The organism is Streptomyces sp. DSM 120436 (assembly GCF_055778765.1).
In genome coordinates this window covers 55,651-78,453 of the sequence record NZ_JBSKBS010000002.1, presented here as the reverse complement: position 1 = coordinate 78,453, position 22,803 = coordinate 55,651, and the positions used below count along the sequence as shown (strand labels likewise).

General features: G+C 70.3%; 20 protein-coding genes and 7 pseudogenes. 14 read left to right on the top strand and 13 right to left on the bottom strand.

The window, feature by feature from the left end; translation table 11 throughout:
- The first annotated feature begins 61 nt into the window (after positions 1-61).
- A complete protein-coding gene (locus ACWH4W_RS22100; protein ID WP_473077610.1) occupies positions 62-286 on the top strand; it encodes a hypothetical protein in 225 nt (74 codons plus the stop codon).
- A 163-nt stretch (positions 287-449) separates the two neighbouring features.
- Here ACWH4W_RS22100 and ACWH4W_RS22095 read toward each other — a convergent pair whose 3' ends face one another.
- From ACWH4W_RS22095 to tpg, 6 genes and pseudogenes are all read right to left on the bottom strand, one after another.
- Positions 450-1,022, bottom strand: coding sequence for a hypothetical protein (locus ACWH4W_RS22095; RefSeq protein ID WP_473077609.1), 573 nt, complete (start codon positions 1,020-1,022; stop codon positions 450-452).
- Positions 1,019-2,416 carry a hypothetical protein gene (locus ACWH4W_RS22090; RefSeq protein WP_473077608.1) on the bottom strand — a complete coding sequence of 466 codons (1,398 nt, stop codon included), beginning with the start codon at positions 2,414-2,416 and terminating at the stop codon, positions 1,019-1,021. The genes ACWH4W_RS22095 and ACWH4W_RS22090 overlap by 4 nt, the downstream gene beginning before the upstream one ends.
- Positions 2,413-3,219, bottom strand: coding sequence for an ABC transporter ATP-binding protein (locus ACWH4W_RS22085; protein WP_473077607.1), 807 nt, complete (start codon positions 3,217-3,219; stop codon positions 2,413-2,415). Before ACWH4W_RS22085 ends, ACWH4W_RS22090 begins: the two co-directional genes overlap by 4 nt.
- A gap of 35 nt (positions 3,220-3,254) precedes the next feature.
- Positions 3,255-4,085: a zf-HC2 domain-containing protein gene (locus ACWH4W_RS22080; protein WP_473077606.1), complete on the bottom strand. Its 831-nt coding sequence runs from the start codon at positions 4,083-4,085 to the stop codon at positions 3,255-3,257.
- Positions 4,082-4,630, bottom strand: coding sequence for an RNA polymerase sigma factor (locus ACWH4W_RS22075; RefSeq protein ID WP_473077605.1), 549 nt, complete (start codon positions 4,628-4,630; stop codon positions 4,082-4,084). The genes ACWH4W_RS22080 and ACWH4W_RS22075 overlap by 4 nt, the downstream gene beginning before the upstream one ends.
- 293 nt (positions 4,631-4,923) lie before the next feature.
- A pseudogene (gene tpg / locus ACWH4W_RS22070) lies at positions 4,924-5,247 on the bottom strand (telomere-protecting terminal protein Tpg); the annotation flags it as partial.
- A gap of 530 nt (positions 5,248-5,777) precedes the next feature.
- Between tpg and ACWH4W_RS22065 the strand changes: the two are divergent.
- A complete protein-coding gene (locus ACWH4W_RS22065) occupies positions 5,778-6,128 on the top strand; it encodes a hypothetical protein (RefSeq protein WP_473077604.1) in 351 nt (116 codons plus the stop codon).
- Positions 6,129-6,645: 517 nt separating this feature from the next.
- Here the strand turns inward: ACWH4W_RS22065 and ACWH4W_RS22060 are convergent.
- On the bottom strand, positions 6,646-7,545 hold the full coding sequence (locus ACWH4W_RS22060) for a S1 family peptidase (protein WP_473077603.1): 900 nt from the start codon (positions 7,543-7,545) through the stop codon (positions 6,646-6,648).
- A 1,055-nt stretch (positions 7,546-8,600) separates the two neighbouring features.
- On the opposite strand from ACWH4W_RS22060, the gene ACWH4W_RS22055 reads away from it, so the two are divergent.
- From ACWH4W_RS22055 to ACWH4W_RS22045, 3 genes and pseudogenes are all read left to right on the top strand, one after another.
- On the top strand, positions 8,601-8,960 hold the full coding sequence (locus tag ACWH4W_RS22055; protein WP_473077602.1) for a hypothetical protein: 360 nt from the start codon (positions 8,601-8,603) through the stop codon (positions 8,958-8,960).
- A 52-nt stretch (positions 8,961-9,012) separates the two neighbouring features.
- A pseudogene (locus tag ACWH4W_RS22050) lies at positions 9,013-9,671 on the top strand (helix-turn-helix domain-containing protein); the annotation flags it as partial.
- A gap of 412 nt (positions 9,672-10,083) precedes the next feature.
- Positions 10,084-11,319, top strand: coding sequence for an IS701 family transposase (locus ACWH4W_RS22045; RefSeq protein ID WP_473077601.1), 1,236 nt, complete (start codon positions 10,084-10,086; stop codon positions 11,317-11,319).
- Between the two features lie 383 nt (positions 11,320-11,702).
- Here ACWH4W_RS22045 and ACWH4W_RS22040 read toward each other — a convergent pair.
- Positions 11,703-11,925: pseudogene (locus ACWH4W_RS22040) on the bottom strand (IS701 family transposase); the annotation flags it as partial.
- Positions 11,926-12,133: 208 nt separating this feature from the next.
- Here ACWH4W_RS22040 and ACWH4W_RS22035 point away from each other — a divergent pair.
- Both ACWH4W_RS22035 and ACWH4W_RS22030 read left to right on the top strand, forming a co-directional pair.
- Positions 12,134-12,362 (top strand): annotated as a pseudogene (locus ACWH4W_RS22035) (IS21 family transposase); the annotation flags it as partial.
- Positions 12,363-12,961: 599 nt separating this feature from the next.
- Positions 12,962-13,753, top strand: coding sequence for an IS5 family transposase (locus tag ACWH4W_RS22030; protein ID WP_473074984.1), 792 nt, complete (start codon positions 12,962-12,964; stop codon positions 13,751-13,753).
- Here ACWH4W_RS22030 and ACWH4W_RS22025 read toward each other — a convergent pair.
- A complete protein-coding gene (locus ACWH4W_RS22025) occupies positions 13,710-14,255 on the bottom strand; it encodes a hypothetical protein (RefSeq protein WP_473074983.1) in 546 nt (181 codons plus the stop codon). The genes ACWH4W_RS22030 and ACWH4W_RS22025 overlap by 44 nt on opposite strands.
- 332 nt (positions 14,256-14,587) lie before the next feature.
- Here ACWH4W_RS22025 and ACWH4W_RS22020 point away from each other — a divergent pair.
- Positions 14,588-14,839, top strand: a pseudogene (locus tag ACWH4W_RS22020) (Mu transposase domain-containing protein); the annotation flags it as partial.
- A gap of 548 nt (positions 14,840-15,387) precedes the next feature.
- Positions 15,388-16,181: pseudogene (gene istB / locus ACWH4W_RS22015) on the top strand (IS21-like element helper ATPase IstB).
- Between the two features lie 40 nt (positions 16,182-16,221).
- On the opposite strand, the gene ACWH4W_RS22010 reads toward istB, so the two are convergent.
- Entirely contained in the window at positions 16,222-16,656 is a 435-nt protein-coding gene (locus ACWH4W_RS22010; RefSeq protein ID WP_473077600.1) for a DUF6228 family protein, read from the bottom strand.
- 264 nt (positions 16,657-16,920) lie between these two features.
- Positions 16,921-17,232 (bottom strand): RHS repeat-associated core domain-containing protein, encoded by a 312-nt coding sequence (locus ACWH4W_RS22005; protein WP_473077599.1) that lies wholly within the window; start codon positions 17,230-17,232, stop codon positions 16,921-16,923.
- A 301-nt stretch (positions 17,233-17,533) separates the two neighbouring features.
- On the opposite strand from ACWH4W_RS22005, the gene ACWH4W_RS22000 reads away from it, so the two are divergent.
- The 5 genes and pseudogenes from ACWH4W_RS22000 (at position 17,534) to ACWH4W_RS21980 (ending at position 21,133) form a co-directional block, all read left to right on the top strand.
- A complete protein-coding gene (locus tag ACWH4W_RS22000; RefSeq protein ID WP_473077598.1) occupies positions 17,534-18,586 on the top strand; it encodes a bacteriorhodopsin in 1,053 nt (350 codons plus the stop codon).
- Between the two features lie 6 nt (positions 18,587-18,592).
- Positions 18,593-19,648 (top strand): Brp/Blh family beta-carotene 15,15'-dioxygenase, encoded by a 1,056-nt coding sequence (locus tag ACWH4W_RS21995; protein ID WP_473077597.1) that lies wholly within the window; start codon positions 18,593-18,595, stop codon positions 19,646-19,648.
- Between the two features lie 39 nt (positions 19,649-19,687).
- A pseudogene (locus ACWH4W_RS21990) lies at positions 19,688-19,846 on the top strand (IS701 family transposase); the annotation flags it as partial.
- Between the two features lie 624 nt (positions 19,847-20,470).
- Positions 20,471-20,872, top strand: a complete 402-nt coding sequence (locus ACWH4W_RS21985) for a hypothetical protein (RefSeq protein ID WP_473077596.1) — start codon at positions 20,471-20,473, stop codon at positions 20,870-20,872.
- 123 nt (positions 20,873-20,995) lie between these two features.
- Positions 20,996-21,133, top strand: a complete 138-nt coding sequence (locus ACWH4W_RS21980; protein ID WP_473077595.1) for a hypothetical protein — start codon at positions 20,996-20,998, stop codon at positions 21,131-21,133.
- A gap of 388 nt (positions 21,134-21,521) precedes the next feature.
- Here ACWH4W_RS21980 and ACWH4W_RS21975 read toward each other — a convergent pair whose 3' ends face one another.
- Both ACWH4W_RS21975 and ACWH4W_RS21970 read right to left on the bottom strand, forming a co-directional pair.
- Positions 21,522-21,788 carry an acyl carrier protein gene (locus ACWH4W_RS21975; RefSeq protein ID WP_473077594.1) on the bottom strand — a complete coding sequence of 89 codons (267 nt, stop codon included), beginning with the start codon at positions 21,786-21,788 and terminating at the stop codon, positions 21,522-21,524.
- A 214-nt stretch (positions 21,789-22,002) separates the two neighbouring features.
- Positions 22,003-22,425: a hypothetical protein gene (locus tag ACWH4W_RS21970; RefSeq protein ID WP_473077593.1), complete on the bottom strand. Its 423-nt coding sequence runs from the start codon at positions 22,423-22,425 to the stop codon at positions 22,003-22,005.
- Positions 22,426-22,803 lie beyond the last annotated feature (378 nt).

Here is a 22,803-nt window from a genome sequence, read left to right as displayed (position 1 = left end):
GGAGTACAGGGCCTGGTACGGGCGGGCGCCTCACTCGTTCGAGCTGGCGGTCCGCTTCGAGGTGAAGACCGACCGGGAGGGGCAGGGCTTCTTGGGCATGGCCGTCTTTGGCGACACGGGAAGGGTCAGCCTCTGGATCTATCCGGACAAGGAAGACGCGGCGCGGGCCGCGGTCGCGGTGCAGAAGAAGGACACCGAACCTTTCGTGTGCCCGGGCATCGGCGTGGAGGAGGACATGCCGTGCCGCACTCCGCACCGGCTCGCCAGGCCACCGCGCGCGTCGTAACCCGTACGCGACGGTGTCCGTTGGGCACGGCGTCGCGTGCATGAACATCCGGACCTCCGCGGATACACGAACGAGCCCCGGACCTGCTGCGGTCCGGGGCTGTGGCTGAGCGCTTCAGTCAGCGAGTTTTGCCGATTGAAGCGCTCAGCGCGGAGCGTGTCCGTTACCGTTTCGGTCCTGCTGCGGCGTACAGCACGGTGCCGGTCGCCAGCAGGGCCCACGCGGTCGCGGCGGAGGCCGTCGTGGCGGGGGAAATGATCATCCAGTTGCTCACCTCTCCCGCGATGCCGGGCAGAGCCGGGGCGAGGAGGGTGAATGCGAGCCAGCCGACCGGTAGGGTCCATGCGAACTGGGCCCCGCAGAGCACCGCCCCGAGCGCGGCCAGGCCGACCAGGCCAGCGCTGTCGCGGACGACGAGCGCGGCCGGGGCGAGCTTGGCTCCAGCTGCCTGGACCGCCAGCAGGGCCGCCCCGGCGACCGCGCCGGCCAGCAGCACGTGCGCCGCCCGCCGGGGCATCCACCGGATCGCGGCCGTCCGATCCAGCGCGGCGTCCTGCCCACCGAGCCCGACGGAAGCGGCCGCCACGTTCGCGGTGAGGATCAGGACCGCGGTCCCCAGGCTCATCGGGCCCGCGCCGTCCTGGTTGAAGGCCCACGCCGCCAGCGCGACGAGCGCGACCGCTGCAGCCGAGGTGGGCACCTGTCGTGAACGGGCGTACAGGATCAGCCACCTCATTGCGACCCCTTCCCCGCCAACACCGAAAGCTCGTCGTGGCCCGTGCAGGAGAGAGCGGCGGCGTGCACCTCGGCGATCCGCGAGCGCTGCTCGGCCGGTGACAGCGCCATCAGCCGTTGCCAGGCGACGTCGGCGTCCGCCCATTCACGCTGCGAGTACGCGTAGGGGTCCGGCTTCTGCAGCGGTTTGAGCTGGTGATCGCCTAGTGCCCAGCTCGCGGCGATGCTCTGTACGGGAATGTCGACCTGCCCCCCGCCCTCCCAAGGGGTGCGCGGTGCGCAGTTCGGTGCCAGGCCCTGGGCGACCAGGAGACGGGTCAGTTCCGTCCCTGTGGCACGGGCGATCAGCGGGTCGTCGAAGTCGACCAGCACCGCGTCGCCGGAGAGTCGGCGTTCGTCGCCGAGCGCGCGCAGCCCGGTGTCCTCCCGCACCGAGTTCGGCGCCTTGTCGCCCAGGGCGTCGTGCAGCACGCGCAGCGCGTCCTTGCCGCGCGGTGCGAGTTCAGGCAGGCGTGAGCGGTTCGCCTGCGTCACGCACACCGGTCCGTCGCAGACCAGGGTGGCGGCGGCCTCGTCGATGACGTAGGTGTCGCGCGGAGTGGCCGGGAGGATCAGCAGGGCCAGGGCTGCGCCGGCCAGGACGGGGGCCACCGCGAGCAGTCGGGCCCGGAGGCTCGCGGCCGACAGCAGTGCGAAACCGGTGGCAAGCAGGCCCAGCAGCCAGAGTGTCTGGCCGAGGTGGACGGAGCCGGACAGGGTCAGCAGCATCTCCCGCGGCTCCGCAGTCGCCGGGAACAGCAGGGCGAGCCGGTTCGGCGCGGCGCTCGACGGCAGTGCCCCCTCATTGTTCTGCTGCAGGGAGAGGGCCGTCAGCAAGAGGAACACCGTCAGGGCCGGCGGGGTGAGCGCAGAGGGCACGGCCCGCGCGACACCCATGCCGAACACGGCCCCCGCGACGAGGGACAGCGCCGCCACCAGCGAGATCGGTAGCCAGCCGAGACTCGTGTAGGCGGTGGCACCGAGGGCCACCTGGACTCCGCCTACGAGGACCAGGAGGCCGAAGCCGGACGTCAGCACGAGTGCCGTTGCGCCGGCCGGCAGCGCCGCACGGCGCCAGGCCGGCAACGGCGTGGTCGTCAGCAGTTCGGCCATCTGCGAGCGGGAGTCGCGTAGCCCGTACACCGCGCCCAGGCCCACCACGAGCGGCCACCAGAAGGTCAGCAGGTACCGGGTCCACAGGGCCATGGAGGTCCACTGAGCCGTCCATCCCGCGTCGCCCTGCCACCAGAGCCCGTCGATCAGCAGGAGGACCGCCAGGCTGCCCGCCAGGACGGCGATGCCGGGCCACGGGGCGATGGAGCGCTTCAGCTCGGTACGCAGGACTCGTGCGTTCACCAGGCGCCTGCCGGCTGCTCGAAGTCCTGAAGCAGTGCTGAGTAGCCGCGCTCCAGGGGGCTGCCGCCCGGGTGTTCGGGGCCGCCCGCCGCGGCCAGGTCGTCCGGCGTGCCCTGGAAGACGAGGCGGCCGTCGGCGAAGAGCACCACGTCGGAGCAGGCGGCCGCGACGTCCTCGACCAGATGGGTGGAGACGACCACACACGTGTCGCGGCCCAGTTCCTGCAACAGCTCGCGGAAGCGCAACCGCTGCGCCGGGTCCAGGCCGACTGTCGGCTCGTCCAGCAGCAGCACCGCGGGATCGTTGACGATGGCCTGAGCGATGCCGGCCCGCCTCACCATGCCGCCGGACAGGGTCTTCATCCGCTGGTCGGCGCGGTCCGCCAGGCCCACCCGTTCCACGGCCCGCTGGACGGCTGCGGGGACGGCCGCCTTCGGAACCTCCTTCAACCAGGCCATGTACTCGACGAACTCACGCACCGTGAAGCGCTTGTAGTAGCCGAAAGCCTGTGGCAGGTAGCCGATCCGGCGGCGCAGGGCCCGGTGGTCGGCCATCGGGCCCACGCGGGTGCCGAGCATCTCCAGTTCGCCGTCAGTGGGGCGCAGCACGGTGGCCAGCGTCCGGATCAGGGTGGTCTTTCCTGCTCCGTTGGGTCCCAGGAGGCCGTGGGTGCCGATGCCCAGGCAGAGGTCGAGCCCGTCAACGGCCATCTTCTTGCGTCCGACGCGTACCCTCAGGCCGCTGGCCCGGATCTCCCAGGCATAGGTTTTCGGCGCGGTGTCGGCCGCGTTTGTGGTGGGCATCGTGCGGGGGTCCCTTTCGAAGGTCGACGGGGGTTTCACAGCGTTGAGTACGCGTTTCTGCGGGTGATCACGGCGCCGGTGCCGAGCACGAGGAGCAGCCCCCACACGGGCAGTTGGTCGGGCTGGAAAACACCTCGCAGGGCAAGGGGGACGTGGCCGGTGATCCACGTGGGTGCAACGACGACGACGCCCCACGCGACCGTCAGCCCGGTGGCGGCGCGAGTCACACCGACCACGCTGCCCAGCGCCAGGGCGGTGGAGGTGAAGGCCAGGGAGGGCAGCAGCCACTGCGCGGCCGTCATGGTTCCGGTCAGCCAGCCCCCCACCAGGAGCCCGGGCAGGACCACCACGAGAACCGCCGTGGTGCGCCTGAGGAGCAGGGGCAGGCCGGCTCGGGCGGTCGAGGCCGTCATTTCGTGCGCCGGGTCCAGGCCGCGCGACCACGATGCGGCGACACCACACAGCGGCAGCACGGGCGCGATCGCCGCCACGGGAGAGATGTCGCCGAAGAACGCAGGCGGGGCGAGCGAGTCCAGCAGCAGCGCCATCAGGGCAACGGCGCTGGTCATGGCCAGCCACGGGGCCATGGCCGGCGTCAGCCAGGCCGACAGCCACCTCGGGCGGCGTCGCCGCGAGGGTGTTCTGACGGCTGCGTCCAACTGCGGTTCCAGACCGGCCCGGACGGTCTCGAGGAGCGTGGCGATGCCGGGCACCTCGGCGGCCACGGAGACCGCCAGACGACTCCGGCACATCGCGCACGTCTCCAGATGGGCCTCCACCGCCCATACCACGTCCACGGCCATCTCCGCCGTATCACCACGTGCGTAGTCGTCGAGCAGCCGCATCGACACGTGTTCCCCGCTCATCTCAGCGCCTCCCGCATTGCTATCCGGGCCCGGCGGGCGCGGGTCTTGACCGTGCCTTCGGGCAGTCTGAGCAGGACGGCGGTCTCCCGCACGGAGAACCCGTCCAGCACCATGGCCTGCAGGACCTCTCGAAGTTCCGGCGCCAGCTGCCGAAGGGCGTCACCGACGTCCCCGCCGACGGTTCCGGCCAGTGCCTCGTCCTCCGCCGCGGGCGCCACCGCCCGCTCGGCGGCGGCAACGGGCGGCTCGGCATGGTGGGCACGGCGCCGGAACGCGTCGACGAGGCGGCGCGCCGCGATCGTCCACAACCATCCGACGGCCGTCCCGCCGACCGCACTCCCGGCGAACGCACCGGCCGCGCGCCACACCGCCAGATAGGTCTCCTGCATGACCTCGGCGACGATCTGCTCATCCGCGCAGCGGCGGCGCAAACGCACAGCCAGCCACGGAGACGTGCGCCGGTACAATTCGTCGAACGCCCCGCGGTCACCTCTGGCCACCAGCCGGACGAGGTGCTCCTCGTCCAGCTCGTCCAGTGTTCTCACGCGTGATCTCACACCAGCCAGACGCCCGACGATGCGCACAGGTTCTGCTTCTTATGTGATGTGCGTCACAATGTCACGCACGGAGGGTTCCGATCCCCGTGAAAGCCGATCGCCGGTCGCGATCCGGCTCGTGGCGAACTCTGGCGCCTCGCGGTGCTTCATCCTTCTCGGTGCAGCCTTGACCGAGTACGCCGACCGACTCGCAGTCGCCATCGATGCCGAAGGTCCAGCCAGCCAGCTGAAGTACTCACCCGCCAACCGAAGGGCTCGGTCACAGGGGCTCGTGGGCTGCTTCAGGGGCACGCCTGCCATAGGCCGAACTCGAGGTGCTCGATGTCCGTGAACCGGACCTCCTCCAGGGAGCCGACGCGGCGGCCGCCGTCCTGGAAGTACACCTCCTTGAGCGCTTCTGCCGCGATCTCCTGGAGCCGGGCGTCGCTGGCGCCGGCCTCCTGAGCGTCGAAGAGGCGGGCCGCGTACTGCAGGGGCAGGGCGACGGTCAGACGCCGGATGCGGTCCTGGTCCGTCGACCCACTCGGCGCGGTGTGGCCGAGGCGGGTGCGGGTGTCGATGACGATGCCACCGGTGGTGGCATCCTTCCGCCTGGCATGAGAACGGACAAGCGCGCCCATATGCAGGGCGGCGTGACCCTTTTCGAGGGGCGTGACACCGGTGTCACGCTCACGCTCCGCCAGCGTGACAGCGGGTCCGGCGGGTTGCCGAAGGTGAGGTGCTCCCAGGGCGGACACGTGCACGGCCGACAGGCGGCGCAGGCCGCGCAGCTCACGCAGAACGCGCGTGGGACGGCGGGGCAGTCGCAGATGGGGTTGTGGTCGGGGTCGTCCTCGCCGGGGTGGTAGGCCTCGCCGAGCGGCGGCTCGGTCCACGCATGGACGGTGCCGTCGGCGAGCAGCTCCTCGAAGTGCCCCGACGGCGCTGACGGTGTGCCAGAGGGCGACGACCTCCGGCTCCTGGTCGTGGGGCACGCCGGGCTCCCTGCGGGGTCGGCCGGCTCGGTGGCGCGGGTGAGGAGCGCGGCGAGGCCGGCGGTGGCCTCGGATTCGGCGGCGGCGAGCCGGGCCACGACTGCCAGTTCGCCGGGCGCGGCGGCCGGGACCAGGCGGGCGAGCGCGGACAGCAGTACGGCGTGTGCGAGGACGGACTGCGGCAGGAGGCCGGCGGCGGCCTCACGGGCTGCCGGGTGGGCGTAGTGCCCGCGGTGCGCGGCCAGGGCGCGGGCGAGCCAGGCGTCGACGTCGGCCTGGACGTACGAGCCGGCGCGGCGGGTGAGCTCGTCCCGGACGGCTTCGTCGCCCTCGCGGGGTTCGGCCTGCTCCAGCGTGTCCAGCTCGCGCAGCGCCTGGGGCTCGTCGGCGCGGTCTTCCGCGTCACGGCGACGGTACTGCGCCTTGTCGAAGGCGGGGGACCGGCCACCAGCCCGTCCCCGGCGCTTGCGACGGGCCCGCTGGTCCTCGGGCTGGGCGATGGGGGGGCTTGATGCCGCGCTGTCCCAGGCAGGCGCGGTTTCCGCTGCTGGGGTACGCCTTGTCGCCGCGCACCCGGTCCGGCCGACTACGCGGGCGGCCCGCGCTGCGGCACCGGATCCGTAAGCCGTCCAGCACCGGAGCGAACATCGGGCTGTCACCCCGCTGACCGGGCGAGGCCGGCCAGTGCAGCGGGTGGCCCCGGCCGCGTGCTGATGAGCCCGGCAGGATGTCGAGCAGATGTTCACGGCCCATCCCTGCCGGGACACCTGGCGGGCGAGCGCGCCGTCCGGATTGCCGGTGTCCGCCTCGATCTGCAACTCCTCAAGGACGGCCCTCCGGGCGCCGTCCGCCCACCAGCGGCGATGACGCTCGTGGACGGTGCCGGGGACCGTACCGTTTGCCTGCCCCGACGCGCCGTCAGGCAGTCACACACCCAACTACGTGACAATGCCTCCCGCACGGACCGGAGGCCGCCGGCGACGGCCGGCGGCCTCCGGGGCCTGCCTGTGACGCGGTACTGCTGCGGGGCTAGAAGACGCTGAGGCCGTACAGGCTCAGCGGCCGGGTGACCGGCTCGTAGAACGTGGTGCCGCCGGTGGTGCAGTTGCCGCTGCCGCCGGAGAGCAGGCCGTAGGCGGTGTTGCCGGCGAAGAGCGGGCCGCCGCTGTCACCGGGCTGGGCACAGGCGTTGGTCTGGATCGTGTTGTAGACCAGCTGGCCGTTGCCGTAGTTGACAGTGGCGTTCAGGCCGGTGACGCTGCCGGTGCGGTAACCCGTGGTGCTGCCGGAGCGCTCGATGCGCATCCCGATGGTCGGGCTGCCGGCGTTGACGATGTCGCGGTACGTGCCGTTGTACAGGTACACGCGGCCGTCGGATGCGGCGGGGTTGGAGTGTTGGATGACCCCGTGGTCGTAGGTCGGGAAGACGGTCTGGCCCGGCACCGCGGTGCCGATGCTCCAGCTGGACCGGCCGCTGGTGCAGTGTCCGGCGGTGAGCGCGAAGTTCGTGCCCGCGGAGTTGCGGACGTTGAAGCCGAGGGAGCAGCGGGCGCCGGAGGAGGTGATGGCCTCCCCGCCAGCGATCAGACGGCTGAACTTGCCCGGGGTGCGATTGATCTGCAGCGCCCCGGACTGCACGCCGGCCGCCTTCCTGATCTTGTTGATCTCCGCCGCCGAGACCGTGCTGTCGGCGGTGACGACGACCTTGCCCGACGCCTTGTCGGTGTACCAGGCCGTGCCGCCGACATCGGCGGTGAGCACCGCGTCGCCGACCCGGGCGAGCTGGGCCGCGGTGGGCTTCGCGTCCGCGGACGCTGATGCCATGGCGGTGGGGGTCACGAGTGCGGACACGGTCGCCAGGGCGGCGACGACGGTGGCGGCACGGGCTCTTCGAGAGGCGCCCGATGACAGGAACGTCTTGACCTTCACTTGTCCTCCGGTGAGGGGGTGTGGGCCTGGTGGATGTCCGGGTCCTTGGTTCATGTCTGCGGCAGTCCCGCGGACAGTGCGGGCGTCCTGGAGGTGCCGCATCGGTGGTTGAACCTTCGCCGTGATATGCCCCTGTCAACAAGCGCCGCTTTCGGACGCTCCGGCGAGAGCCCCCGGGTACGCAAGCCGGTTGGCAAGGAAGGGGCTCTTGCGGGATCCCGTCCGCAGGGTGACAACGGAAATATGACGGTCCATTGGATGGCGGCCCGCCGGTCGTCCCGGATTCCAGCAAGGTCCCGGCGGTGCGGCGGCCGGTGGACAACGCGCCATTCATCGCGGCGCACCGAACTCTCCGGTGCCGCCGGCTCCGCACGGCGGCGCGGCTGCTCAGGTCGCCGCCGGCCCCGGGCAGGCGGTGCGGCCGCGTCGGGTCGCCGGGAAACATGGCCGGTTCACGAAGATCAAGTAGAGCATTCCGGTATGTCGTGTGATGTGACGGGGGAGGCCGGGTCCACGCGGCGTCCCCGTCCGTCGTCGACGCCGGGACGGGGAGAAGGCCGCGCCGTCCCGCGCGCGTTACGGCGGGAATGCTCGCGGCGGCTTCCCTGAGGCCGACCCCGTATGGGCGGATTGCCCCTTGCGGCGCCCAGGGCCGGTGGCCGGTTCGACACCGTCGGTCGAAAGTGCTTTCACGACGCCGTTCGGCGCCCGGCCTCTCCAGACACCGGGCCCCCTCTGGTCTCGGGTGAACACCCGCGACGTCCCCTGCCGGACGCACTCCGCACGCCGAACCGAGCAGCCGCACCACGGGCACAGCGCACTGCTCACCGCGGACGGGGCGGGAGCGAGGGAGCGGCGGAGGCCATTGTCGTCGTCTGCGTCGTGTGAGCGGCCTGTGCGGCCGGGGCGCCGGGCGAGCCCGGCGACCACCGCGGCCGGCGCCGTACGGTGTCCGCCCAGCCCGCGCCGGACGAAGCGGGGCCTCCGGCGGGAGCGGCCCACGACCGGTCCCGACCCCACGCCCCGATGTCAGTGGCGTCGCCTACGGTCCACCCATGAGTGATGATCTGTTGCCGTTGCCGCCGATCAGTCACTTCGCGGCATGGGAGGCAGTGGTGCGCCTCCTGGCCGGTGTTTCGCACAGCCGTGCCGCCCGCACCGCCGGCTGCATAGCGCGGAACGGATGGAGCCTGTACGAGCGCGCTGAACGGACGCCGACGGCCCGTTTCGCAGAGGAGGACCGGGAGCGGGCGGTGGAGCCGATCCAGCGGGCCCCGGCGGGCGGCGGAGTCGACGAGGTCCGCTTCACGGCGGAGGCGCAGTCGACGGGAAGGACCACGGTTGGTCTGGTCTGGCCCTGCCCGGCGGTGGAGGAGGGCGCAGGGCGCCTTACTGACTTCAGCTCGTCAGGGTGAATCTTGACGAAGGCCCCGGTGGGACTGGAGCGGTGGCTGTGTCCCGTGGTGTGTGAGGTATGCGGATGGGAGCGGGCTGACCGCTGAGGGGCGTCGGCGCCGGGAGTCGGTGCGGATGCAGGCGGCCGAGCTGTTCGAGCAGAAGATCAAGCCGCCGGAGGTGGCACGGCGCTTGCGAGTGAGCCTGAGATCGGCCTACCAGTGGCATCAGTTGTGGCGGGACGACGGTGTTCAGGCTCTGGCCTCCCGTGGCCCGAGCGGGTCGCGTTGCCGTCTGTCGCCGTGCTGCTTGGAGAAGCTCGCCGGGCATCTCGAGCAGGGTCCGGCCGCGCACGGCTGAGTGGAGGACCAGGTGTGGACGGCGGCGCGGGTGGCCACGCTGACCGGCCGGAAGTTCCACGTCTCGTACAGCCTCTCGGGTGCCACGAGGCTGATGCACCGGCTCGGCTTCAGTCCGCAGGTCCCCGCACGGCGGGTCGCCGAGCGCGACGAGCAGGCCGTCACCGTTTGGAAGGAGGCAACTTGGGCGGAGGTAAAAGAGCCCGGGCGGCCTGCGGGGGATACATCTGTTTCGAGGACGAGGCAGGCTTCACCCGCCGGCCGCCCCGGGGGCGCACTTGGGGCCGACGCGGCCGCACCCCGGTCGTGACGGTCAGCGGGCGACGCTCGGGACGCCTGTCGGTGGCCGGGCTGATCGCGATGCGGCCCGGGTTTGGTTGCGTTGGCCTCCGACGGGCTTCTACGAGCGTCCTGCGGACTCCCTGCGGACTGGAGCGCCCTCCGTAGCCCGGAAATGCATGACATCGGGACCAGCAGGGCTGAATCAAAGACGCGGTGATCTTGTGGGGTGCCCGACCACAGGGATGTGACGATCGGCTCGGGGCCGACCCGCCCTGCTCGGGAAACAGCGGTGTGCGTGGGCTCGTCTTGGGGGCGATCCGTGTCCGGAGGCGTGCCCCGCGCTGCTCCTAGTACTCCAGCAGCGGTTCGCTATCTGGCCTGGTCAGAGGCATTGTCGGGAGTGTAGTTGGCTGCTGGCACGTCAGGGGCTGTCTTGCCGGACCGCCCCTCCAACGAATGACATCGAAAACTGTCTGCGCTGTGACGAGGGCAGTCTTCCCGCGTGATCGATGACCTTGCCGACGCGACCTGGGACCGTGAACTCGACGACCTCTTCCTGCGCATCGGCCACCGTTTCGGCCGTGCCGACCTGCGACGCCGTATGCGTGACTACGTCCGTGCCCTGCTCGGCCCGGTCGGCCGCAAGAACGGCTGGCAGCTGGCCGAACACGCAGGCCACCGCACCCCCGACGGCCTGCAACGGCTGCTGAACGGAGCTACCTGGAACGCCGACGACATCCGCGACGACCTGCAGGCATACGTCGCTGAACGACTCGGCGAAGCCGACGGAGTCCTCATCCTCGACGACACTGGCTTCGTCAAGAAAGGCACCACCTCCGCAGGTGTCCAGCGCCAGTACTCCGGCACCGCCGGCCGCACCGAGAACTGCCAGATCGGTGTCTTCGCCGCCTACGCCACCACCCACGGACGCGCCCTGGTGGACCGCGAACTGTATCTGCCCAAGTCCTGGACGGACGACCGCGAACGCTGCCGCGCCGCCAAGATTCCTGATGAGAGGGTCTTCGCCACCAAACCAGAACTGGCCAGGGCCATGGTGCTGCGCGCACTCGCCTCGCCGCTGCCGATCGCCTGGGTGACCGCGGATGCCGCCTACGGCCAGGAGTGGCGCTTTCGGCGGGTACTGGAAGAAACCGCCGTCGGCTATGTGCTCGCCGTCCCGAAGTCCCAGCCGGTGCCCCGCTTCGGCCGGATCGACTATCTCTTCAGCCAGGCACCGGGTGAGGCATGGGAGCAACGTTCGTGCGGCGACGGTGCCAAGGGCCCGCGCGTCTATGACTGGGCAGCCGTCCAGCTCCCGGTGATCGAGGACTTCGACAGTGAGCGGCCCGCCCATCACCGCTGGGCGCTGGCCCGGCGCAGCATCAGCAGACCCGATCAGGTCGCCTACTACCTCGCATACGCGCCGGTGGGAGCCGGTGTCGACCAGCTCGTGCGCGTTGCCGGACGTCGGTGGGCGATCGAGGAATGCTTCCAGGCTGCGAAGAACGAGTGCGGCCTGGACCAGTACGAAGTCCGCCGCTACGTCGGATGGATGAGGCACATCACCCTGGCCATGCTCGCGCATGCCTTTCTCGCGGTCACGGCGGCCCAGGCGGCGGCAAAGGGGGGCGCAGAAACGGTTCCACCATGGTCCCGCTCACCGTGGCAGAAGTCCGTCGGCTACTGGCAACTGACCCCGCCCACCGGCCCCGCCCGCCCCTTCGCATCCATGCGCTGAGTTGGTCGCGATGGCGGCGAAGGCGTCAGGCCGTGGCCCGGCACTGTCACTACCGACGACGATGTCATTCGTTGGAGGGGCGGTCCGGCAAGACAGCCCCTGACGTGCCAGCAGCCAACTACACTCCCGACAATGCCTCTGACCAGGCCAGATAGCGAACCGCTGCTGGAGTACTAGTACTCCAGCAGGACTTTGCTGTCTGACCTGGTCTTTCGTCGGGCGGCTGGAGTGTAGCTGGACTCCGGTCGTGCGGGGGAGGTCTCACGGAGACCGCCCCTCGATCGTGCGACAACGCCGCAGGTAGTGACAGCGGCGGGCGACTGCTTGGCGTCGGCGGCGCCAGTTCGACCAGCTCAGCGCGTGATGTCGTCCGCGGTGTCCGCTCAGGTACGGGGGTCGGACACGACAAGCTGCCAGGAGTCGCCGAACCTCCGCCACTGTGAGCTCGATGGCCCCCGGCCGCCCCACCGGTTGCGCCCCTTCTTCCCAGGACTCGCGTGCCGTGGCGGCCAGGAAGGCGTGCGCGAGCATGGCCAAAGTGATGTGCCGATACCAGCCCACATAGCGGCGAACTTCGTACTGGTCCAGGCCGCATTCGTTCTTCGCGGCCTTGGCTTTGTAAGTGAGTTTCGAGAACGTCTGTTGCTCAGCGGTGCGAACGCCTGGTTCCACGGGAGAGTGATGTCGCTGAGTTTCGAGAACGCCCAGGTGCTTGCCTCGGGACCATGGTTGTGCTCTGTACGCCGAGGGGGCCCGGGTGCCGAACTCCAAGGTCGATCTGTACGCGGCGATCCGCCGTGATGCCAGGACCGGCATGTCGACGCGCGCGCTCATGTGGAAGTACGGCGTCGGCTTCAACACCGTGCAGAGGGCTCTGACCTCGGCCCTGCCGGAGCCGCGCAAGAAGATGAGGCCACGGGCAACGCGCCTGGACACCTACAAGCCGGTGATCGACGCCATCCTGAGGGCGGACCTGACCGCGCCGCGGAAGCAGCGCCACACGGTCAAGCGGATCTACGACCGGCTGCTGGACGAGCACGAAGCTGTCGACGTTTCCTACCAGATGGTCCGCGCCTACGTCGCCGCCCGCCGTGAGGAGATCCGTCTCCAGGCCGGCAAGGGGGTGGTGGAGGCGTTCGTCCCGCAGACCCACCGGCCCGGGGCGGAGGCCGAGGTCGACTTCGGCGACGTCACAGTGAGGCTGGCCGGCGAGCTGGCGACCTGCTACCTGTTTGCGTTCCGGCTGTCGTACTCGGGAAAGGCCGTGCACCGCATCTTCGCCTCGGCCGGGCAGGAAGCGTTCTTCGAGGGCCACGTCCACGCTCTCAACGTGCTGGGCGGAGTGCCGACCGGGAAGGTCCGCTACGACAACCTTAGAAGCTGTTGTCGTTCCGATCTTGAGGGGTGGGCGTCGAACGGGAGTCTCGATCGGGTGATCGCGACTGGCCGTGGGCATGAAGGCAGGGCCTCTTGGTAGCTCGGGGTTGCGAAGCCAACCGAGATCCAGGAGACCCTGTTGCCGCAGTTGTACGTGCTCACGCCGGTGGAGTTCAAGTCGGCTGCTCCGTCCTGTGATTGTGTCGCTCACCGGTTCGGGAATGCGGCCGATCACCCGGAACGTGTTCGGCGGTATCCCTCGGACATGGCGGACGCGGAGTGGGCTGTGGTCCGGCCGCTGCTGCCGGTGCCGGGCTGGATGCGGGGCCGGGGCGGACAGCCGGAGGCGTACTGCCACCGGGCGATACTGGACGCGATCCGCTATCTCGTGGACAACGGCGTCAAGTGGCGGGCGATGCCGGCCGACTTCCCGCCGTGGGACCGGGTCTACGCGTTCTTCCGCCGCTGGCGCGACCACGTGCTGGTCAGGGAGTTCCACGACCGGCTGCGCGACCGGGTCCGCCAGAAGGCGGGCAGGGATGTGGAGCCGACGGCCGGTGTGATCGACTCGCAGTCCATCAAGGCGGACGCCGTCGTCGGCGCCGACAGCCGTGGCTTCGACGGCGGCAAGCTGATCAACGGACGCAAGCGGCACGTCATGGTCGACACCCTCGGCCTGCTGCTGGGCGTCATGGTCACGAGCGCGGACATCGGAGACCGTGCCGCCGGGAAGGCGCTGCTCGCCCAGGTGGCCGACGCCCGCCACCGGCTGGAGCTGGTCTGGGCCGACGGCGGCTACACCGGCAGCCTCGTCGAGCACTGCCTGGCCGTGTTCGCCCTGGTCTTGGCGATCGTCAAACGCAGCGACGACATACGCGGTTTCGTGGTGCTGCCCAAGCGGTGGATCGTCGAGCGGCTCTTCGCCCATCTGATGCGAAGCCGTCGCCTGGTCCGCGACTACGAACGCCGCACGACCAGCGCCGAGGCGATGGTCTACTGGTCGATGACCATGATCATGACCCGCCGTCTGACCCGCTCACGTTCCGCGCAAGCGTGAACCGGCCCGGCTGACGCTCGGCCAGCCAGCCCCGCGCGACCAGGCGTTTCGCCTTCGACCTGAGCGCCTCCACCTTCGACGGCACCGCGTCCAGGCCGAACAAGACGGCCATTTCCTGGCAGGTAAGCGGCCCTTGACGGAGGCGATGCCGGTCCGCGAGGGCCTGCAGGATGCGCTGGTAGTCCATCGACAGCACGGTCGCGTCCAGCCCCTCGCGCCACACCGGCACCTGCGCCTTCGGCTTTGCTGCCGTCGACGCTGGCGATGCCTCCTCTGCCTGCCCTTGCGCCGGCATCACCCGTTCGGTCCGTGCGTGATCTGCGGTTTCGTCCACCGGACCCAGCACCTCGCCGACCCGCGAGCGGGCGATGACCCACTCCTTCCATTCCCGCTCGGCCACGGCCAGCTCGGCCTGGACGCGGTCGGCCTCCTCCCGCAGCTCGTCCACACGACGGCGAGCACCCAGCTCGCGCTGCTCGAGCAACCCCACGACCGACGGCATCCACGACCTCCCAGGAACGATGACACGACAGGCCACCCCTCCCACGGGAGCACCAAACCTATGCCTGACCAGCGAAAACACCGGTCTCAGGTTCGGTACGACAACACCTACTTAGAGCCGCAGTCGCCCAGGTGCTTGGCCTCTCCCGTCGCCGGGTGGAAGCCGAACGTTGGGCCGCCTTCCGCTCCCACTACGGCATCGACGCCCTCTACTGCCAGCCCGGCATCCGCGGCGCCCACGAGAAGGGCGGCGTCGAGGGCCAGATCGGCTGGTTTCGCCGCAACCACCTCGTCCCCGTCCCTGAAGTGGACACACTCGCCGAGCTCAACGCGATGATCGACCGGTGGGACCAGGAGGACGACGCCCGCCGCATCCGCTCCCGCCCGTGCACGATCGGCGAGTACTTCGCGGCCGAGCAGCCGCTGCTCGCGCCACTGCCGGAGGAGCAGTTCGAGACCGGCCGACTGTCCACACCGCGGGTCGACCGCTACAGCCAGATCTGCGTCCGGATGAACCGCTACTCGGTGCCGGTGCGGCTGATCGGCCGCACCGTCCGCGTCATGCTCCACGCCTCCGAGCTCGTGGTTTACGACGGCCGCGAGGAAGTCGCCCGACACGAGCGGCTCATCGCCCGCAATGGATCCCGCCTCGAACTCGACCACTACCTGGAGGCGCTGATCCGCAAGCCTGGTGCCCTGCCTGGCGCCACCGCACTCGACCAGGCCCGGGCCGCCGGCCGGTTCACTCCCATGCACGACGCCTGGTGGGAAGCCGCTGTCAAAGCGCACGGTGAACGCGACGGCACCCGGGCCCTGATCGAGGTCCTCCTCCTCAGCCGCCACCTGCCCCACGAACACCTCGTCACCGGCCTCGTCGCAGCCCTGAAGACCGGTGCGCTCACCGCCGATGCCGTGGCTCTCGAAGCCCGCAAGGCAGCCGACGCCGACACCGGCCCCGAAGAACCCCCGCAGCCGGCCTCCACCACCAGCCAGACCGCCATCGCCCCGCTGCCCGCGACCGTCAGGGCCAACCTGCCACCCGACAAGCGGCCTCTGCCCTCCGTCGCCCCTGCGACCAGCTCCTGCGGCTCCGCCGACCCGACCACCCCACCCCGTGAAAAGAGGAGAACGCCGTGTCCCTTCCCCGCCAGCGAGGACTCACCGAGCAGGCCGCCACCACCGCCGTCGACCAGGCATGCCGCATGCTCCGGCTGCCTACCATCTGTTCGCAGTTCCCCGACCTCGCCGAGACCGCGAGCCGCGAGCAGATGTCCTACCTCGGCTTCCTCGCCGAGCTCCTCCTGGCGGAGTGCGACGACCGGGCCCGCCGCCGCTCCGAGCGACGCATCAAGGCGGCAGGCTTCCCCCGCGACAAGTCGCTGCGCAAGTTCGGCTTCGAGGCCAACCCCAACATCGACGCGGCCATGATCCACACCCTCGCCAAGTGCGAATGGATCAAGAAGGGCCTGCCCCTCTGTCTCATCGGCGACTCCGGCACGGGCAAGTCGCAGCTGCTGATCGCACTGGGCATCGAGGCCGCGATGGCCGGCTACCGAGTCAAGTACGTCCTGGCGACCAAGCTGGTCAACGAGCTGGTCGAAGCCGCGGGCGAGAAGCAGCTGACCAAGACCATCGCCCGCTACGGCCGCGTCGGCCTCCTCTGCATCGACGAACTCGGCTACATGGAACTCGACCGCCGCGGCGCCGAACTCCTCTTCCAGGTCCTGACCGAACGCGAGGAGAAGAACAGCGTCGCCATCGCCTCCAACGAGTCCTTCGGAGGCTGGACCAAGACCTTCACCGACCCCCGCCTCTGCGCGGCCATCGTTGACCGCCTCACCTTCGGCGGCAACATCATCGAGACCGGCACCGACTCCTACCGTCTCGCCACCCCCGCGCCCGCGCTGAGCAGCAAGCCGTCGGCTGAACCTGGCGCGCGGTGACTGCGCGGAGCGATCGTGGGCGACCTACCCCTGGCCCAGGAATTCCCGCAGGTCCGCAGCTACAGCCGTCATCCCTTCACCGGCTTCGATCACGGTCGTCACCGTGCACTTCCAGTCACCGGGAAAGAAGCCGGACCGAAGAGTCCAGTCCAAATACACATGCCCACCCGAGCCGAAGGTCGCCGTCACGACCAGGTGGTTGTTGGTCCAGACCCGCTCCCCCTCCCAACCACGGAAGTCTCGCGCGAGTCCGTCGAAAAACTCGCTCATGTCATCCCAGACGGTGACGGTCACGTTATCGAGCCGTGCACGCACACCATCAGCAACGGCCTCCACCGCGAAGACGGTCTCGTACTCATCCGCACGCGACCAGTCGAACAACCGGACAGAGGTCGCCAGCGCCCCCGGCCCCCGCACGACGAGCTCGACCTGCCCGGGACCCACCTCGATCAGACTCACCCGCCGAAGGATACGGACGTCAACACGTTGACGACATCACGTTTCCGTGGCCGGGACCGCTACTACTTCTCATCAACAGTCGGCAGCCCAGCAGCAGCCGACTGTTCCCAGCTCCCACCGACAAGTGCTCTTCGTTCTGACCTACGCAGCCACGGCCTGGAAGCACTCCTCGATTGGCTCCGGTACAGGTCGTATGCCTCCCAGGCCCAGCCGATCGGCCCGAGGGCCCTCTTGCCGAGGAAGCGCGTCGCCTTGCCGGGGTTCTTAAGCCATCGGACACCGGACTTGGCCTTCTTGCCCGCCGTGTTGGCGTAGTGCTCCGCCTGGCGGATGCCCTGCTCGATGTACCGCGTGGGGATGCACCCCCCAAAGGCAGGGCGCGTGCCCGCTGGGATCCGTGTTCACCAGCGGATCGCCGTTGCCGTATCCATACCGGTTGGCGTTGACGGACGGCACCGGGTTGAGAGTCCAGGAGTCCCGGGAGGAGAAGCCGCCGGTCGCCGGGTCGTACCAGCGGGCGTGCATGTTGACCTGGCCGGTGGCCGGGTCGGTGTACTCGCCCTGGTAGCTCAGCACGCCTGGAGCGCTGAAGGCGGCGCACCCCGCCGCGCCGACTACCGGGGCACCGTCGATCAGGGCACGGAGCCCGGCCGTGTCGGGGCCGATCCCCGTCTCGGGCGGCCCCGCGGTCAGCGGTTCCGTCCGGCCCGGACGGCCGGGACGTCGCTCCGGCGGACCCGCTCCGGTCGCCGTCCGCTCAGTGTCTCCCTAACGTGATCGCGTACTCGAGCGTGTGCGCCGGCCGGGCCGGCGCACACGCACCGGGTGGACGACGGGTTCCGTCGTCCACCCGGCCGCTCCGGCCCAGGGGACGGTCATGCTGCTCGCACGGACGATGGGTGCCGCTTTCGGCGCCGCGGGGAAAAGCGGCACCTTCGTGCCGGCGGCGCCCCCGGTGCGGGGCGAGTTCTCCGGCGCGTTGACCTACACGGCGGGCGAGTACCGCATGGTGCAGTACGCCCTGATGGCAACCGCTCTGGCACTGCTGGCGGGTTCCCTGCACGCCTTCGTCACCCGGAGCGAAACGGCCCCGCGCTACCGGGCGGCGAGCGACGCCAGTGCCCTGCTCCAGCTGCTGGCCTTTCTCGCCTATGTGGAACTCTTCATCAGCTGGAAGACCTCCTTCACCCTCCGGGAGGAACGGTATGTACCGGTGGCCGACACCGAGTTCGACGGTGGGATGCGGTACGCGGACTGGTCGGTCACGGTGCCGCTGCTCGCCGTGGAACTGCTCGCCGTGTGCGCCGTCGCCGGACGGCGGATGTCCGTGCTGCGCAGCACGGCCGTAATGGCATCCTTCCTGATGGTCCTCGCCGGTTTCCTCGGCGCCCAGGTACTCGACAACGGCAACCGGGTGCTGTGGCTGGTGGTGTGGGGCGCGATCAGCACCGTGTTCTTCCTCGTGCTGTACGCGGTGCTGGGCTACGCGGTGCTGGCAGGCCGCGACGAGCTGCCGCCGGAGGCGTACACCGTTCTGAAACGGGCGACCGTCCTGCTGCTGAGCGTCTTCGGCGCCTACCCGCTGATCTACCTGATCCAGCAGTCCGTCGGCCCCGAATCCCACCTGGTGGCCTGGGCTCTCGTCACCCAACTCGGCTTTTGCGCGGCCGATGTCGCCGCCAAGGTCTGGTTCGGCATGCTGATCCACAAGGTGGCCAAGCTGCGCACCGCCGACGACATCCGCAGCGGCACCGGGACCCACCCGGAGGAGGTGTGGATCTCGCACGTCAAACGGGCCGATGCCTGGCCCCCGGTGGCGGCAGCCCTGACCGGGCACAGCGCCCGCCCCGCCCCGCTGCCGGTGCGCGAGGGTGGCGGGGACAGCACCGGCGGGGACCACGGCCCCGATGGCACCGGCACGGCCCGGTGACACCCGGTGGCCGCTCCCGGCCCGGCGGCCCGCGTCCTGGTGCCGGCCGACCGGATCTCCACCGGTGCGGTGGCGGCCGTGCTCGCCGTTGGCCTGGTGGCACCGCAGGTGTGGTGGCGCTGGGGGGTCGCGGTGTTCCTGATCGGTCTGGTGGTCGGCCTGCCGCACGGCGCCGTCGACCACCTGGTGCCCGGCTGGTTCCAGCGCGGCTCCCGGCCCGCGGCCAGGCACCGGACGGTCGTCCCGCTCGGCTACGCCGCAGCGGCAGCGGCCGTCCCCACCGTCGCCCTGACCGTGCCGGCCTGCGTGTTCTGTGTCTTCCTGGCAGTCTCCGCACTGCACTTCGGCTACGGCGACGCCCGGTTCTGCGCCCTGCGCGACGGTCCGACGGATCCGGCTCCGCGGGCGGTGCACGCCCTCGCCCACGGAACGGTCACCGCCGTACTGCCCCTGGCGCTATGGCCCGAGCAAGTGCGCCCAGTGGTGCGGCAGCTCGCCCCCGGCGCCGACTGGCTGCTGGCCGCGCCGGTGCGGACGGCCACTGCGGTACTGGCCGGAGCAGCCGTGACGGTCTGCTGCGGAACGGCACTGCGCGACGGACGGCACCGGCAGGCCGCCGAACTGTTGCTGCTCACCGCGCTGTTCGGCCTGGTACCACCCCTGGTGGCGTTCGGCGCCTACTTCGGCGCCTGGCACTCGGTACGGCACATCGCCCGGCTGCTCCTGGCCGACCCCGCCAACGCACCGGCACTGCGGGCCGGGCACACCGCAGCGGTGCTGCGCAGGTTCGGCCGTCAAGCGGCCGCCCCCACGGCCGTCGCGCTGACCGCCCTCGCCTCCCTCACCGCCCTACCCCGTGCCTTCCTGACGGACGGCCGGACAGCGGCCGGCGGAGTGGTCCTGCTGGCCGCCCTCACCTTCCCCCACCTGATCGTCGTGGCCCGCCTGGACCGTGGTGAGGGACGCCCGGAGCCCAGGCCCGGACGCCCCTCACCACCGCGCGCCGCACGGCGCGCAGCGGCCGCCCGATCACCGTCCGGCCGCTGCCGGGACGACGGGTGACGCGAGGTCTTCCGAGGTGCACCAGGGACTCAGGAAGCTGATGCCTGGCAGCGGCTCTCCTGCGGTGACGGGGCGAAGGGCCCGCGCGCTCATGACTGGGCCGGGGCCAAACCGCCCGCCGACTTCGTCCTAGACCCCGACCCGCCCACCCATCACCACTGGGTGATGGCCGACCGCAGCCTGCCCGACCCCGCCGAGCCCGAAGAGGACAACGTCGGCCCTGGGCACAGCCCGTCCGGGCGCTCTGCGGAGCAGGGGAAACCCAGCAAGATCGATCCCACCGGACCTCCTGTACCTCAACCGCTCACACCCGACCTCGAAGGACTTCCGCAGCAGGGTAAGCCCCCACCGGGTCGCCCTCGACTCGTTGCGCAGCCGCGCCTGGCCCTCCTCCGGCAGCGTCCAGACCTCGATCAGGCCCTCCCACTCCTGCCGCCTTCCGCGCTCCCTCCGGTCGTCACGACACGACCGACCCGGCGGAGCGTCACCCTGGGGAAGACGAGAAGACCGAAACCGCTGACAAGCACACCCCCGATCCGCCACAGAGAGCTGCTCGCCACGTCGTCGCAGCTCGGGAGAGCAGGGCCTCGACCGGACTGGCGACACCCTCTGACCGGTCGTTCCAGGTCCTCGCTTTGGTGCCAACGACGCCCGGCCCCGTTGGTAGCGTCGCGGACCTCCGCTGTCAGCAACCGGGGCGGTGAAACTCAATCGGAGCAGCCGATCAACTGCCCTGCTGATGATTCACCGTGACTCCGCCCATACCGATCAACCGCAACATCGTTACGTCCGATGAACCGGTCGGCGCGGCCGGGATAGCCCATGGAAAGGAATCAGGTGCGGATGAACGGCGCGCGGCGTATTGCGGTGGTCGCTTCGGTGGTGGGGATGATGTGGGCGGTGCCTGCAGGGATGGCTACGGCGCATGCCGGTGACAGCGACGCGGGACCGGGTGGAGTGCTGTCCAACCTGTCCGGCAGGAATTCCTCCGGCCACGCCAATCTCTGCGGGACGGGCAAGGTGGCACTTTTCAAGGACCGTACCTGCGTGAGTGAGGACACCGGTAAGGGCAGCGGCGGCGACCAGGCGGACCCCAGCGGCGGGGTTCTGTCCAACTTGGTGTTCGCCCGCAACGCCTCGGGTCACAGCAACAACTGCGGCAACGAGACGGTTTCGGTGATGAGCCGGACCACGTGCGTCACCGTGGACCGGTCCGGCCGCTGACGAGGCAGTCCGGCAGAACACCACCGGCAGGGTCGGGGAACCGTGGCGTTTTCCACCGTCGCGGTTCCCCGTCCCCTTCCCGGCGAATGATGAGAGAACGGGAAATACAGAGTGAGTACCTCCTTGGCGCAGCTGACGGTCGGTGTGGTGGCACCGCTGACGGGGCGCCTGGCGCCGCTGGGCAAGCCGCTGACCTACGTCCTGAAGGCGTTGGCACCCCAGCTGGGGCGTGTCCGTAACGGCGCCGCCGTTACGACGTGACGGTCGCCGTGCGCGACAGCCGCTCCGATCGGCGAACCGGAGGTGGTCGAAACGGGCTTGCCTAACGGGTACGGCCATCGCTCCCGGCCGTACCGAAGACAGCACGGGGGCGAGTTCGTGTTCGCGCAGCGTCGGCGGAGCGAGGACCGGGCGCGCGCCGAGTCGAATCAGGACGAGCACGAGGACGACGAACTGGGGCTGATTGGGGAGTTGTACGAGTACGTTCTCGCCTGGGTGCGGTTCCGCAGCACGCCAACCGGGCGGCGCAGCCCGACACCGCGACGTCCAGCTCGGCCCCGGTGAGAACCCGGCCGTCGCGGACGAGTGCCTCACGGCGGCCCCGATGCCCGCGGGTGTCCAGAACCAGTTCGTCCAGCAGGTCCGGGCGTCACCAGCCACGGCTGCGGTAGTCCGCCGACGCCTGAGGGGCCTGCCCGTTCCCGCCCAAGGCGTCGGCGAGCTGTCGCAGGGTGCAGTCGTGTTCGCTCCAGAGGTCGACCCGGGTGCCGAGTCGTTCGGAGAACTCGATCTCCAATTGCGTGATGTCGACGGAGTCGAGCCCGAGATGGGCACGCAAAAGCGCGTCCTCGCGCAAGAGCTCCTGTTCGATGCCCAGTTCGGAGAGGATTCTTCGCACGTCGTCGATGTCCGGCAACCGGCTCTCCTGGTCGGGTCGGGGGGACGTTCTGGTGAGGGGACGGCTCAGGCAGAGGGTGTCACCGGCGGCGGCCGCTCGCGTCCTTGACGTGTACGGCGAACGCCGCGTCCGGAACCGTGGGGTCACGGATCCCGCTGTCAGCCGCGGAGTCGGCCTGCCCTTCCCCGTCCGGCCCGGGCCCGCCGCGTCAGGTGACCGGCCGCGGGCAGTCTCAGACAATGGTGAGCGTCGTCGCCCCGGTCGCACCCGTGACACCGGTGGTCAGGCACAGCGGCAGTGCCGGCTGCGGAAGGACGATGACCTGGATCACCGAGCGGCCGTGGAAGCGGCCCTGGACGACGGTCCCGGTGAGCGTGGTGACGACCTGCCCGGCGACCGCGGTGCTGCTGCCCTCGGCTTCGATGACGCTGGTGTCGCCGGTGCTCCACGTGAAAGTCCGAGGACCCCGGAATCCGCCGAGGAGGTCGTTGCAGCCCGCGTGGAGGGTGAACCGTTCCCCGTACGCCCCGCTCGTCACCTCACCCGCGCCGTCGACGCACGGCCCGAGACGTCCGTCGGTGGTGACGTCGACGTCCTGCGGTTGGAAGGTGATCCCCGGACTGTAGGCGACGGACTCGGTTCCCTGGCACTGCAACAGCGCGAGTGGTTCCGCGCGGGCGGGCCCGGCGGCCAGTGCGCCCGTGAGAAGTACGGTAGCGGCGGTTGTCAGGACTGCCGAGCGTACCCATGATCTCATGACGGACATGAGGCGGCCTCCTTCGAAGTGACGGCGTGACGGGGATGGTGCCCGGCCCGCCCGTCCGTGAGACCAGCGCGCGGGAGCGGTGACGGAGGTACGCGAACTCCCGCGCGCTGCCACTGTGAGGACTGCGCTGGGCGACGCCCCCGTTCCTCCCGCTCACCCCCTTGCCGCTCGGCACACGGGTGTGAGTCAGTGGATCACGCGCGCGGCAAGCGGGAACGCGGTCTTCCGCCCGTTCCCTCACGCGGGCGGTCTTCCCGACCGCCCGGA